The 13197-nt window shown below is 45.1% G+C and carries 11 protein-coding genes; 2 read left to right on the forward strand and 9 right to left on the reverse strand.

Translation table 11 applies throughout. From position 1 onward, the window contains the following. Positions 1-57: 57 nt before the first annotated feature. Positions 58-996: a ribose-phosphate pyrophosphokinase gene (locus J5A55_RS11810; protein WP_004382082.1), complete on the reverse strand. Its 939-nt coding sequence runs from the start codon at positions 994-996 to the stop codon at positions 58-60. Positions 997-1053: 57 nt separating this feature from the next. Continuing rightward, the gene (locus J5A55_RS11815; protein ID WP_039851063.1) at positions 1054-1662 is read right to left on the reverse strand and encodes a beta/alpha barrel domain-containing protein; all 609 of its coding nucleotides are present in this window, start codon (positions 1660-1662) and stop codon (positions 1054-1056) included. Positions 1663-1735: 73 nt separating this feature from the next. On the opposite strand from J5A55_RS11815, the gene nspC reads away from it, so the two are divergent. Both nspC and J5A55_RS11825 read left to right on the forward strand, forming a co-directional pair. Beyond that, positions 1736-2902 carry a carboxynorspermidine decarboxylase gene (gene nspC, locus J5A55_RS11820; protein ID WP_004382080.1) on the forward strand — a complete coding sequence of 389 codons (1167 nt, stop codon included), beginning with the start codon at positions 1736-1738 and terminating at the stop codon, positions 2900-2902. A gap of 60 nt (positions 2903-2962) precedes the next feature. Then, on the forward strand, positions 2963-3658 hold the full coding sequence (locus J5A55_RS11825; RefSeq protein ID WP_004382079.1) for a DnaJ domain-containing protein: 696 nt from the start codon (positions 2963-2965) through the stop codon (positions 3656-3658). A gap of 687 nt (positions 3659-4345) precedes the next feature. Here the strand turns inward: J5A55_RS11825 and crcB are convergent. From crcB to J5A55_RS11855, 7 genes are all read right to left on the reverse strand, one after another. Further along, positions 4346-4723, reverse strand: a complete 378-nt coding sequence (gene crcB, locus J5A55_RS11830; RefSeq protein WP_004382076.1) for a fluoride efflux transporter CrcB — start codon at positions 4721-4723, stop codon at positions 4346-4348. 9 nt (positions 4724-4732) lie between these two features. Continuing rightward, positions 4733-4864 carry a hypothetical protein gene (locus J5A55_RS12500; RefSeq protein ID WP_004382075.1) on the reverse strand — a complete coding sequence of 44 codons (132 nt, stop codon included), beginning with the start codon at positions 4862-4864 and terminating at the stop codon, positions 4733-4735. Between the two features lie 243 nt (positions 4865-5107). Continuing rightward, a complete protein-coding gene (locus J5A55_RS11835; protein ID WP_394357747.1) occupies positions 5108-7765 on the reverse strand; it encodes a DUF5686 and carboxypeptidase-like regulatory domain-containing protein in 2658 nt (885 codons plus the stop codon). 160 nt (positions 7766-7925) lie between these two features. Then, positions 7926-9233: an inositol-3-phosphate synthase gene (locus J5A55_RS11840; protein ID WP_004382072.1), complete on the reverse strand. Its 1308-nt coding sequence runs from the start codon at positions 9231-9233 to the stop codon at positions 7926-7928. A 91-nt stretch (positions 9234-9324) separates the two neighbouring features. Beyond that, positions 9325-11001 (reverse strand): HAD-IA family hydrolase, encoded by a 1677-nt coding sequence (locus J5A55_RS11845; RefSeq protein ID WP_004382071.1) that lies wholly within the window; start codon positions 10999-11001, stop codon positions 9325-9327. Positions 11002-11054: 53 nt separating this feature from the next. Further along, on the reverse strand, positions 11055-11879 hold the full coding sequence (locus tag J5A55_RS11850) for an ATP-grasp domain-containing protein (protein ID WP_004382070.1): 825 nt from the start codon (positions 11877-11879) through the stop codon (positions 11055-11057). Between the two features lie 2 nt (positions 11880-11881). Continuing rightward, positions 11882-12628 (reverse strand): nucleotidyltransferase family protein, encoded by a 747-nt coding sequence (locus J5A55_RS11855; protein ID WP_004382069.1) that lies wholly within the window; start codon positions 12626-12628, stop codon positions 11882-11884. Positions 12629-13197 lie beyond the last annotated feature (569 nt).

Genomic DNA, 13197 nt, shown 5'->3' on the forward strand with positions numbered 1-13197 from the left:
TCATTCCATCCCTTATTATGTGTCTAATCACAAGTTCCGATCTATCTAATCTATCAATTAGATAAGATATTGACTAGAGATACTTTCATTATTCAAAACGCGCTTGATCGTCTCTGCAAACATATCAGCAACAGAGATCTGCTTAACCTTTGAGCAGCGAGCAGTATATGGAATAGAATCTGTGAAGACCATCTCTTCCAAGGCAGAAGCCTCTACGCGCTCGGTTGCAGGACCACTCATAACGCAGTGAGAAGCAATAGCACGAACACTCTTTGCACCTGCTTCTTTCATAATATCAGCTGCCTTGGTAATGGTTCCGGCTGTATCAACCATATCATCAACGATGATGACGTTCTTACCTTTTACATCACCAATGATCTGCATCGTATCTACTACATTGGCACGAGCACGTGTCTTATTGCAAAGAACGAGCGGACAACCCAAATACTTAGCGTATGTGTTAGCACGTTTTGAGCCTCCGACGTCAGGACTGGCAATAACTAAATCTTCCAAGTGGAGACTCTGTACATAAGGAAGAAGAACACCGCTAGCATAGAGGTGGTCAACAGGAACGTTGAAGAAACCTTGAATCTGATCAGCATGGAGATCCATTGTCATTAGGCGATCAATACCAGCAACACTTAACAAGTCGGCTACTAGCTTTGCACCAATGCTGACACGTGGTTTGTCCTTACGGTCTTGACGAGCCCAACCAAAGTAAGGCACAACAGCAATAATCTGTCGGGCAGATGCACGCTTGGCTGCATCAATCATCAAGAGAAGCTCCATGAGATTATCAGAGTTAGGGAAGGTGCTCTGTACAAGATAGACATCTTTGCCACGAATACTCTGCTCATAAGAAACGACAAACTCACCATCAGAGAAGCGAGTCATCACTAAGTTGCCAAGAGGACAGCCTAAACTAGCACAGATTTTCTCAGCAAGATATCTCGTCTTAGTACCTGAGAAGACCAAAAAAGAGTTGTTTTCACTCATTTCTTTCTATTGTTTATATTGATAAGGTATAAATCAACTGTTATCTATCCGAAGCCCTTAACAAATTGTACGGAGCTTGTGGAAGTATTTAATTATAGGATTGAAGTTCTGCTCACTATGGATACAAAACTGATCCCAAAGGTCGTTTCGAACCACTACTCCACCAAAGTCGAGGTCATGCAAACGTGGGAAATCATCCACCGTAATGCCTCCCATGGCATAAACATGCTTTCCTAAGAGTCCTTGCCGACTGGCTTCTTCCAACTCAATATCCGATAGGATGTGTTCAGTTGCAGCCGATTGCTCACGTGGCTGATGGATGTTTTTAAGAAGAACATAGTCTGATTGTTTCTTAATCGCCTTTAGTTTCATCACGTCATCACAGCTTCTACTGATGTGACCTTTATATCCCCGAGGGGCAGAAATTGTGGGGTTATCCAAGTGAATACCACCCAAACCATATTCACCTTTCGTCTGAAAGTGCTGATGTACAACTATTTTGCTATGATAATGGGATGGAATAAGGGATAAGAGGCGTTCCAAATAAAGTGGAGATGGATCCACCTTCGAGATGTGTAGGCAGTCAAGTCCTTCCTCGAAGAGCATACTTATTATTTTATCCTCCTCTACAAAGAAGGTGGATTTAGTCATAATAACCAGCTTCATGCTCATACTTTATTTGTATTGCAAAGGTAGATATTATTTCTGATAACCGCAAATTTTTCCTTATATTTGCACCATGAAAGTAAATCCAAAGACTTACAACGAACTCTCCCGACCGATGTACATATTGGAAGAAGAGCGTTTACGAAAGAACCTCCAACTGATCGCCAGTGTTGCTAAGGAGGCTGATGTTGAGATTATCCTAGCCTTTAAAGCCTACGCTCTATGGCGTACCTTCCCCATTTTCCGTGAGTATATCCATGCCACAACAGCGTCTTCTCTGTATGAGGCACGCCTTGGTTTTGAGGAATTTGGTGCTCCCACGCATACCTTCTCACCTGGTTATACGGATTACGAGATCGATGATATTGCTCGATGCTCGTCTCATCTTGTGTTCAACTCATTGTCGCAATTTGAGCGATACCACGTTAGAGCAAAGTTAGAAAACACTCGCTTGAGTTTCGGTCTACGTGTGAATCCGGAGTACTCAGAGGTAGAAACACTCATATATAACCCTTGCGCGCCTGGAACCAGGTTCGGTATCACATCTTCAAAACTACCTGCTACACTGCCAGAGGGCGTCGATGGCTTCCATATTCATTGTCATTGCGAGAGTGGTAGCGATGTTTTCGAACGCACATTGGAGCATATTGAGGCGAAGTTCGCCAACTGGTTCCCTCAACTGAAGTGGGTTAACTTCGGCGGCGGACACCTGATGACACGCAAAGACTACGATGTTCCACGTCTTATTCACGCCTTGAAAGAGTTTAAGAAACGCTATCCTTGGTTAAAGGTGATACTCGAACCAGGTAGTGCCTTCGCTTGGCAGACGGGACCACTGGTCGCTCAAGTGCTCGATGTGGTGGAGGATCATGGCATAAAAACGGCTATCTTAAACGTAAGTTTCACTTGTCACATGCCTGACTGTTTAGAGATGCCTTACCACCCAGCCGTTCGCAATGCGGAATTAGTTGATGAAGACGGCTCTGCCGAGGGTGAGAATACGTACCGACTGGGCGCAAACAGCTGTTTAAGTGGCGACTGGATGGGGTCATGGAGGTTTGATCATCCGTTGCAGATAGGCGAGAACATCATCTTTGAAGATATGCTTCATTACACGACAGTGAAGACTAATATGTTCAATGGTATCAGTCATCCGGCTATCGCCCTACTCCATCCTGACAACGAATTAGAGGTTTTGCGCGAGTTTACCTATGAGGATTATCGAGACCGAATGGACTAATGGCACGCTCTTTGCTACCCTCTTTAAAGAAAGAATTAACTATATATAAGGAGGTAAGATATGGCATTCATAGATTATTATAAGATTTTAGGTGTTGACCGAAACATCCCTCAAAAGGATGTGCGGGCAGCCTATAGGAAACGTGCAAAGCAGTTTCATCCAGACCTACATCCTAACGATCCGAAGGCAAAAGCCAAGTTCCAAGCATTGAGCGAAGCCTTTGAAGTGATTGGAGACCCCGACAAACGAGCTAAATATGACAAGTATGGCGAGCAATGGCGTAATGCTGAAGCCTACGAGCAAGCGGGTGGCTTCGGTGGTTTCAATGGTGCGCAAGGTGATGGGGGTGCATTTAGCGGATTCGATTTCAGCAGCTTTGGCAGTGGAGGTGGCGGCTTCAGTAGCTTCTTCCAAGACCTTTTCGGAGGTGCAGGGAGGCGTCGTTCATCGGCAGGAAGCACTGGTAGAGCTTACGGTCGACCCAGTCCTGGACAAATGGAAGCCACTGTTGGCATTGATCTCTACACTGCCTTATTGGGTGGCGAAGTGATTATTCAGCTCTCTAGTGGTACTAAGGTGAAACTGAAAGTAAAGCCTTTAACACAAGGCGGAACGAAGGTTCGGCTACGTGGAAAGGGTTACGATCGTGGTGACGGTACCTTTGGTGACCTCATCATCACCTATAACGTGAAACTTCCTGACCATCTGACGGAGCATCAAAAAGAGCTTATAGAGCAGATGAGACGCGAAGGCTAACCCTCAAGAAAAGGCTCATTCATGGCTCTTCCGACATGCTTCAGAAGCTACCTTGTAACCCTTCTGATTATCAAGTAGACACCTCTTTTAATTCAAAATTCAAAATTCATAATTCAAAATTATGATTAGTTCTGTTTGATGTAAGGGTTTGTTAAGATACTCTGTATCATATAGTCCAGTGTAACGATACACTGCCTCGTTAGCGAGAGCCATGAAGCAGCAAATGAAGAGACGCCCTTCTCTATTCGAGGAGGGCGTCTCTTTGCATTAAGGAGGGCGTCTCTTTGCATTAAGGAAAGCGTCTCCTCACATCGAAGAAACGCCCCCGTTGATAGAGCAAACAACTCGTTTACTTATCTACTCATCTACTCGTCAACTCTACCTAATCATAATTTTGAATTATGAATTTTGCATTTTGAATTAGACAAGGGCATCAGCTTCTGTGGAATCTCGTGTTCCTTTAGGAACTCTGTGTAGCCTTCAGGCTTCGTGCCATCCGTGTATTCCGTGTGAAGAGAAGCCTCACCCCCACCCCCTCTCCGAATGGAGAGGGGCGTAGATAGTGCTATTTTCCACAGAACAAGCAACTCGTTAACTTGTCAACCAGTCCACTCGTCAACTCCACCTAATCATAATTTTGAATTATGAACTTTGAATTTTGAATTAAAAGAGGGGGTTTAGTGCTCCTTAATGCACCACCACTACCCTACCAGCTAACACTGCGATGAATCCCAAAGCGAGGGAGACAAGGATGTAAAGAACGGATACGATGAAGCCATCACCGCCTTTTATCAAACCGACATTCTCGTTCATAAAGGTGGAAAAGGTCGTGAAGCCACCACAAAAACCAGTAGTTAGTAGGAGGCGAGTAGACGTACTAATACCTCCATTCTCACCTGATAAAGAGGAAAAAACACCAATCAGAAAACAGCCCAAAACATTTACCACCATCGTTCCTAAGGGGAACGACCCTGCAATGGCAAGCTGAATATACTTTGAGATAACCATTCGCAGGCTTCCTCCTACAAAACTTCCAATACCTACTAAGATAATATCCTTCAACATAATCTGTACTTATATCAACTCTTTAAAGAACTCATCTACCTCCCAGATAATGCCACAAAGTAGGGACAGACGCCCTCGTCTGTCCACCTCGCAACATAGTTTAAAGACAAAATGACTAAGGACATATTGTTCTAATGACATATTCCTTTTATCGCATATATTGTATTTATGCGGACAGACGAGGGCGTCTGTCCCTACTTCATGATACTGACTTCGTATGCAAAAAGCACTATTTACTCCCCTCTCCATACGTAGAGGGATTGAGGGTGAGGCTTTTCCTCAACGGAACAAACAGCTTGTTAACCCGTCAACCAGTTAACTCGTCCACTCTACCTAATCATAATTTTGAATTGTGAATTATGAATTTTGAATTACAAGAGAGCTCTAAAACACTAAGTTAAAACCGAATCTTATACCATTCTTAGAGATCCCTGGCGCATGAGTATAGGTCAGTCTGCGCACATAATCGACCTCCAAACACTTGAAGATATTATGCACTCCGACCACAAACTCTAAATAAGGATCATTCGTCATAACGCCTGTTCCTTCTGGAAACTTATATAGAACTCGATCGTTAGAGTTCTGTGGTAAGAAGGGATTGTTCTTATCTGTTAGGTGCCCCCACATGCCCTTGAAGGCTACATACTCACGCCATTTCAACTTCTTCAACAATGGAACTCGATTGAAAACCTTGCCTTCCAAATCCCAAGCAAGGTTAAATTTGGCATACCGATCATTAAGGAATTCGAGTGGTTGCATCAAGTTAAACGTACCAAGGTGTTCGAAGTATGAGGTGTTGACAGGTGGTGTGATGAGGAAAGGGAAAGGCACCTTATTCCACTGCGCACCCCCTTCTACACGTGTATCAACGTGTCCCCAGCTCCCTAACCAGAATCGCTTATAGATGGAGAGTTCTGTGAAATTGGTCGTGAAGTGCCCTCCGAGGAAGTTCTTCAAGCCCATGATGTGCTTTAACTTGAACTCTGGTGCATCGAGATTAACCTCCATTCGTCTCTGTTTCGAGTTCACATAGGTTTGTCCGGGACGGAAGTCTAAACTCAAAGAAAGCTCTGTCATACGAATACGATCTACCAAGGAGCCATCCATCCGTTCGTATATCAACTTTCCAGTTGGGCGATTGCTCTCTGTGCGAAGACCAATACCTGTTTTCAAGCCATAGCTTGTCTCCCACTCAAAGGTTATCTTCTGGCGATTATAGAAATAGAGTTTCTCCACCTTAACTGGGCGGAAGGTCATAAAGATGTTATCCTTATTATGCTTCAAATACTTATCCGATGGCGACTCTATATCTTTATTGGATTCGATGGAGATAGTACGTATCGGGAACTCAATCGGTTGGTATTCTGGCTTATTGAAAGAGTATGTTACCTTCGCATCATAGTAATGGTCATGCGACTTGGTACCGTATGCGTAATAGCCTTCAAAGAACCAGTGTGGATTGAACTTAGCCGTTGTTCGGGCTGAAGCACGCAAACGGATGCCATCGACGAAGTTCTTTGAAATGAAGGTGTTAACCGGTCCGAGGTCCACCTTACTGGGCTTATCTTCATTGCCAGTCTCGATGAAGTTCTCCACAAGAGCTTTCGTTGCGAACAGCACCCACTTGAAGTGCTTGGTCTTAGACATGCGTTTCACAAACGAGTCCATACCGGCTTCGCTCTTCGTTAACTGCGTCGTTCTATGTTCTGCCCAGAACTCATTATCACGCATCTTAGCGTTGGCATCATACGTAACCTTTGCTTTCCCTTTGAAGAGTTTGTCGTCAATAGGATTGAAGGCATAGTGATTCATGCCCGTTGTACGTATCACAATGGCACGCTGGAGAAAGTCTGTGAGTTTCAACTCAGCCACCATGTTATCCGTTGTCAACGCCCATTCGCCATTGTCCAACTTAGTAAACTCCTGTTCAAACTTCATCGCATCGACAAAGTTAACGCCTGTGTTTGCAGGCAACTGCATGTCACACTTCTTCACATGCAGCGTACTGTCGTTCAGCACATAAAGCTCACCACGGAAGCCAAAGTCCTGTTGGTTAGCTGGCATAAACTGTAGTCTGATACATTGATCTTGGTTCACATAGACCGTATCATCTATATAGAAATGATAAAAGGAGATAGCAGTTGAGCCTATTGGAGAGGGGAATCTCTTTTGCAGAAGGTCGATTTGATCATCATAGATGTTGATATCTTTGAAGAGATCCTTTACTATTGTGTTCACCGCCTCACCTGTCTGAATGAGCTTAGAGATACCCTTTGTGGTCTGACCCAACACGATGTCTTTCTCATCGCGAGGCTCTTTGCGATAGATGTGTTGCGTGAGTGTCTCATCAACGGAGATAGGAAGTATGAGCTTATTGTTATATGGGCACACCTCCACCTGATCGATTAGCCAAGGTGCTCTCTTGAACATCTTGCCCTCAAGATCATCGGGAGTTAGGTTGTTAACAGCCATCGTTACCTTCTGATACTTATCATATTGATAGTAGCTGTGGTTCGATAGTAACGATTCCTTCTTGGCTGCTATTACACGCCTCATAAGCTCTACTGCGGGGTTATCCTTGCGAGAGTAACGATGCCGGCGTTTGGCTTTTACCACCACACCTTGCAGTTGTCTCGAGTCGGCAATAAGCGTTATATGCAGTGTATTAGGCGTGTCATCCGTCACTTTGATTCGACGAGGTTTATAGCCAACAGCCGTTACGGTGAGTTGTTCGCCAGCCTTCCTCTTAATTGTGAAATGACCGTCAGCATCGCCCGAAGTCCCTATCTTCAGTGCTTTATAGATGGCATTAGCATAAGGAATACTGTCGCCTGTCTGTGAGTCAACCACATAACACTGTAATAGAGTACTGTCGACTGCAGGTGCAGGCTTGCTTACCTCCTTTGCCAGAGAGTCCATCATCTGAATGAGGGAATCGGTGGCAAGCGACATAGAGTCAGTGCTTAATAACAACGAATCAGTCTTAACTGGTAGGGAATCTACCTTTAAGACTGAAGGAATTGTTAGTTGCGCATGAGCCATCAATGTGCCTACTATAAACAATAGGCACATCAACAGCATTATTCTCAGTCGGTCCCGAAACACGGAGAACACGGACTTTTGGGATTTTCTTAATCTATCTAATACAATCATTTTATAACTCTTTTAAGACCCAAAGTCTTATTTACTCAGACAGAGACAACTAATCTATCTCTTCATCCGGCTCGTAGCCTCCCATCTCACGGATGGCATTCTTGAGCATTGTGTACTGCTCAAAAAGGTTGTTCACAGCCTCTTCACCTTGCGTGAAGTCATGCATTGGACTCTTTAAGAAGAAGCTCAAGAAGCGTTGAATACCATATCTTCCAGCCCTAACAGCCACATCTGACAACAAAACAAGGTCTAATAACAAGGGTGCGGCAAGGATGGAATCACGGCAAAGGAAGTTTATCTTGATCTGCATTGGGTATCCCATCCATCCGAAGATATCAATGTTATCCCATCCTTCTTTGTCATCGTTGCGTGGAGGATAGTAGTTGATACGCACCTTGTGATAGATGTTTCCATATAAATCGGGCTGCTCCTCTGGTTTACAAATGGTCTCCAAGGTGGACAGCTTACTAACTTCTTTAGTGTGGAAATTGGCTGGCTCGTCCAGAACAAGCCCATCCCTATTACCGAGGATATTGGTTGAGAACCATCCTGCCAAGCCCAAATTGCGGGTCTTAATGATAGGTGCGAAGCCTGATTTCACCAGTGTTTGACCTGTCTTGAAGTCCTTTCCTGCAATCGGCATGTGCGTTTTCTCTGCCAGTTCCCACATCGCGGGAATGTCAACAGTAGTGTTAGGAGCACCCATGATAAACGGACACCTCTCCTCCAAAGCAGCGTAGGCATAACACATGGAAGGGGCTATGTGCTCTCTGTCGTCAGCTTTCATCGCAGCTTGCAGTTGGTCGAGTGTCTTGTGATAAGCCGCATCGTAAGGTACAAATATCTCTGTGGAAGCAGCCCAGATAACCACTACTCTATCGCATTGCTCACGCTCTTTAAAGTCGCGGATATCGGCTCTTAACGCCTCAACCATATCCCATCTCGTCTTGCAATCCTTAACATTATCGCCATCAAGACGCTTGGCGTAATTCTTGTCGAAGGCTGCTTTCATAGGCTTAATAGCCATCAGCTCGTCCCGAACAGGTTCAATGTCTTTAGCCTTCAAGACCTCTGCATAGACCGCAGCTTGATATGCGTTTTGAGGGTAGACATCCCATGTCCCGAAGACAAGATCACGAAGGTCTGCCATCGAAACAATGTCCTTGTAGTGCAGATACTGCTTATCGACTCCATGCCCAACACGTATCTTGTCATATTGTGTCATCGACCCGATAGGCTTTGCAAGACCCTTACGTGCCATCAATACACCCGTTATAAATGTTGTAGCAACGGCTCCACACCCAACGACCAACACTCCGAGTCTACCCTCTGCAGGCTTTACATTTATTTCTTTCATACGCCTTTTATGTTATAAACTAAACGCTCTTACTTTACTAATATTGCTTTCTTCTAATTATTTTTCAGCTTATTTAAACTTCAAATAGTACTTATTCGTAGGATAAAAGTTCCTTTAACTCATGAATAATAAGGTCGGCAACAGGTACTTGTGGCTCTTCCTTGTTCCATCCCTCACCCTTGATCCAACAGGTTTGGCAGCCTATCTCATGGGCAGGAAGAATATCCTTTGTATAGCTATCACCCACTACTAACACCCTGTCAGGCGGCACTTGTATGGCGGCAACGGCTTTTCTGAAGATCTCTGGGGATGGTTTACGAACACCAACAACGGCACTCTCGGTCACAGTCTCAAAGAAATTGGACAGCTGGAACTCCTTGAGAACAACGGACATATTACCATAGAAGTTGGTTACTAAGCCCAATCTGTATTGCTTCCGAAGCTGTTCAAGGACATTCTTACTGCTTCCGATTGTCGTTTCCACCTTATTATATATATGCTCTTCAAGCTCTGTTTGCATCTTCCTCGCACTTTGCTCATCAACAGTCAGCCACCCTTTCTCTAAGAGGTAATCGAACTCCAAGCCGAGTTTCACCGATAACATCCTACGAAAAGTGTCGTTGGCATGAATCAAAGGTTCGCTCCCTAACTTTCGTTCGGCATACACGTAGGCTTCCCGAAACTGCTCTTCTGTCACGGAAACACCCATCGCTTCATATCCATGCCAAAGCATTTTGCCCCAGTGACAGCCCTGTGTATCGAGCGTTCCACCGAAGTCGAAGAGGATAACGGACGGCTTTGTCTGCCCCTCCTCACCGATGTTCTGCATCAAAGACGCACATAATTTCTCGTGTTTCTTGTGCATATATATGTACATGAGGTTGTATATCGTGACTTCAAAAAGGAGGTAGATCCAAGGGTAATTCAGTAAGCAGGTAATGTAAAGGAGGATGGCTCTACTGTTAAAAGTAAGCAGGTTTGTGAAGGGCATGAGCGGTCGACTCCCTTTCAAAAAACGCTCTTTCAGCTCTTGCGGAACCTGCTCTATACTGCCATATTGTGCCATCAACGCTTTGTGGAAACGCTGAAAAGCAGGTGTGCGACGCTCCTGACTCTTACAATAATACTGATAATTAGCGTGGAAGGCACGCTCCCAAAAGGCATTCGGTTTGCCTTTCAGCGATTCAACTATCGCTTGTTCCTGTGCATAAGAGCCTAATTCTGACCCATTCCTACCCATCAGGAAGTAAAGATGTATCTGACGATAATAGTCACTCAAGGAGCTTTGTGGCGAGTGAGACAATAGACCTGCAACAGCTGCCAAAGCCAATCCTCCAATGCCCCAAGGCACTGTTGTAAGGGGTATAGGTTCGTTCCAAAGGCGCAAGACGAGGGCTATATAGATTGTAAAAAACCATGTATCGCCTGCGAAACCATCCAAACAACGCCCCTTCATCGACCGCTGGTTGGTAAGACGAGCTAGTTGCCCGTCGGTGGAATCACAAAAGTTTGCAAGCATCAAGAGCACTACGCCCACTACATTATATAATGTGTCTGTGAAAGAGAACATCACTCCTGCCGCCACACCGAGGAATATGGAGAGGATTGTAATGCTGTTAGGAGTGACGCCAAAGCGGTGCCAGAGCAAGGCAAAAGCAAGTCCGATGGGACGTGTGAAATGCACATCTAGCCACTCTTCGGTGTCTTCCGACTTCATAGAAGCACGTAGTAATGTGCGGAATTTATCTATTTTCTCTCTTATTATCATGTATCTTTCAAGACTTTCATTATCGTTTGTTAATAGTCAAAAGGGGATGACTTTCACAGCTGACGTACTCTTTCAACAATTGCTTGAGCTGCCTCTTGACGACAACGGGAGTAACTCGGCCAATCATTGAAGTCGATGATTACATAGGTTCCATCGGCTCGGATAATAGCATCGCCACCATAGATAGGGGTTTGCAAAAGCCTCGACAACCGTTCTGCATCGTGTTGCAACTGCCCTTTGGAGTAGTTGAAATGATGAGAAATGCCGTTCCGCTGCTCTGCACCAAACTTCGTTTCGCCATCGTCACAAGGATAGAAACAACGAAAGAAATTCGTTCCTTCAACGCCATAAAACTTGATTAAATCGCCTTCCACATGCGCTTGTACAATGAAATCGACGATTCCTCGCTGTTGGAAACGCTCTTTAGCAAGCTCCAATTCAACCCGATTCGCACAATAGCAAACGTCCTCTTGGGTCTCTGCACTTTGATCACCACGCTTCAGCCAATATCCTTTTTCGCCTTCTGATGGTGGCAATGGAAGATGATTCTCACGCATCACTCGTTCTATATTACTACGTTGGCAGGCTCGCACACCAGCTGTGGGATTGAGCACACAGACACCTTTTTCCTCCAATGTGGATAGATAATCTAAGGTCTGCGGAGCACGCCCCATAGAGAGAATGAGACATCGCTCGGTGGGCACTCCGGCTTTTGATAGATTCTCCCCTACCCTCTCATGCGATTGTAAAAAGGTTTCCAACGCTTCTTCACCCACGATGTCTACCTTGCCTAACAGCCTACCCACTGCCTCCAAGATAACCCTATCTTTCTCTTCAGAATGGGGCGAATAACGCCTTGCCCGTTGTATGAGTAACATGGTTAGAGCCTTTTATTCAAATATTCTTCAGCCTTTGTTATGTCAGAGGCATGGTCTATGTCAAAGACTTTCGACAATGGATAAGCCTCAACGTGAAGCCCATTTGCCACCAAAGCACGCTGAAAGTTACGCATGCGATGTTGCCCTTTTGCAATGCAATCATTCAGTACGGAGAGGGTCAGAGGGGTAAGTCCATAGATGCCCGCAGAGATATATTGCGTATCAGGTTGTGCATGGTCATAATAGCCCGTAACGTGTAGTTGCGAATCAGTCGACACGTAGAGCGGTTTCTCATCATCGATATAATCGGTCACACCCATCAGTGCATCCACCCCCTGATGTAGCCTTTCTCGGAAAGTAGAGACATACGAACTGAACGCTTGCTCATCGAAGATTGTATCAACAGTTGTCAGTATGAAGGGTTCGTCAAGTAGGTATTTTCGCAGCTCATAGAGGCTGTGCATGGAACTAAGAGTCGTCTTGATCAGGAATTGCAGAGGGACATGATGCCCATTCAAACCCTGTTCCTCCACCTCAACGAGATGCCTTGCAACATCCATCATGTGCTCATTGCAGATAACGAGAATATCGGTTGCATCATTCGCAACAAACACTCTTATCAACCGGTCGATAAGCCGTTCTCCATTCACCTTAACCAATGGCTTGGCATCAGTAACACCTTCTTGTGCCAGTCGGGAGCCGTCTCCAGCGGCTATGATTGCATACTTCATCCATGCAAAGATACACATTTATCTATTCAAAACACACAATTCATAATGTAAAGTTATGATTAGTTTTGTCAGAAGCTGTAGTAACAAGCAGGGGAAATGCCCTTGCCTGCCCACTTTGCAACATAGTTTTAAGACAGAAGGACATAATGACATGTTGTTTTAATGACATATTATTTTAATCAAAATGATGCCACAAAGTAGGGACAGATGCCCTCGTCTGTCCGCTCATTTACCCTTTCATGACATCCCGTTAGGTAACATCCCCTCCTTTTGAGGGGCTTGGGGAGGCTTTTATTTGCTGTGTTTTGGCGGACAGACGAGGGCGTCTGTCCCTACAAGTTGGCATGTTCTTTAAGTAAAGGAACGCCCTCTTCGCATTGAAGAGGGCGTTTCCTTGCAATGAAGAGGGCATCTCTTCACATCAAAGAAACGCCCTCTTTGTTTGTTAATAGTAGTATCTACACCCCTCTCCATTCGGAGAGGGGACGGGGGAGAGGCTTTACCTAACTGGCTCCCGTTAGGCACTCCTCCCCTTGGGGGAGGCTGGGTGGGGTTATTCTATTCGAAGGGGGGCTGGGAGTGAGGCT

It is taken from the genome of Prevotella veroralis (assembly GCF_018127765.1).
Classification (GTDB): domain Bacteria; phylum Bacteroidota; class Bacteroidia; order Bacteroidales; family Bacteroidaceae; genus Prevotella; species Prevotella veroralis.

What these genes read in the sequence shown, in the direction of transcription:
- J5A55_RS11810 (WP_004382082.1), bottom strand. Translation starts at nt 996, where the DNA reads ATGAGTGAAAACAACTCTTTTTTGGTCTTCTCAGGTACTAAGACGAGA.
- J5A55_RS11815 (WP_039851063.1), bottom strand. Translation starts at nt 1,662, where the DNA reads ATGAAGCTGGTTATTATGACTAAATCCACCTTCTTTGTAGAGGAGGAT.
- nspC (WP_004382080.1), top strand. Translation starts at nt 1,736, where the DNA reads ATGAAAGTAAATCCAAAGACTTACAACGAACTCTCCCGACCGATGTAC.
- J5A55_RS11825 (WP_004382079.1), top strand. Translation starts at nt 2,963, where the DNA reads ATGGCATTCATAGATTATTATAAGATTTTAGGTGTTGACCGAAACATC.
- crcB (WP_004382076.1), bottom strand. Translation starts at nt 4,723, where the DNA reads ATGTTGAAGGATATTATCTTAGTAGGTATTGGAAGTTTTGTAGGAGGA.
- J5A55_RS12500 (WP_004382075.1), bottom strand. Translation starts at nt 4,864, where the DNA reads ATGTCATTAGAACAATATGTCCTTAGTCATTTTGTCTTTAAACTATGT.
- J5A55_RS11835 (WP_394357747.1), bottom strand. Translation starts at nt 7,765, where the DNA reads ATGGCTCATGCGCAACTAACAATTCCTTCAGTCTTAAAGGTAGATTCC.
- J5A55_RS11840 (WP_004382072.1), bottom strand. Translation starts at nt 9,233, where the DNA reads ATGAAAGAAATAAATGTAAAGCCTGCAGAGGGTAGACTCGGAGTGTTG.
- J5A55_RS11845 (WP_004382071.1), bottom strand. Translation starts at nt 11,001, where the DNA reads ATGATAATAAGAGAGAAAATAGATAAATTCCGCACATTACTACGTGCT.
- J5A55_RS11850 (WP_004382070.1), bottom strand. Translation starts at nt 11,879, where the DNA reads ATGTTACTCATACAACGGGCAAGGCGTTATTCGCCCCATTCTGAAGAG.
- J5A55_RS11855 (WP_004382069.1), bottom strand. Translation starts at nt 12,628, where the DNA reads ATGTGTATCTTTGCATGGATGAAGTATGCAATCATAGCCGCTGGAGAC.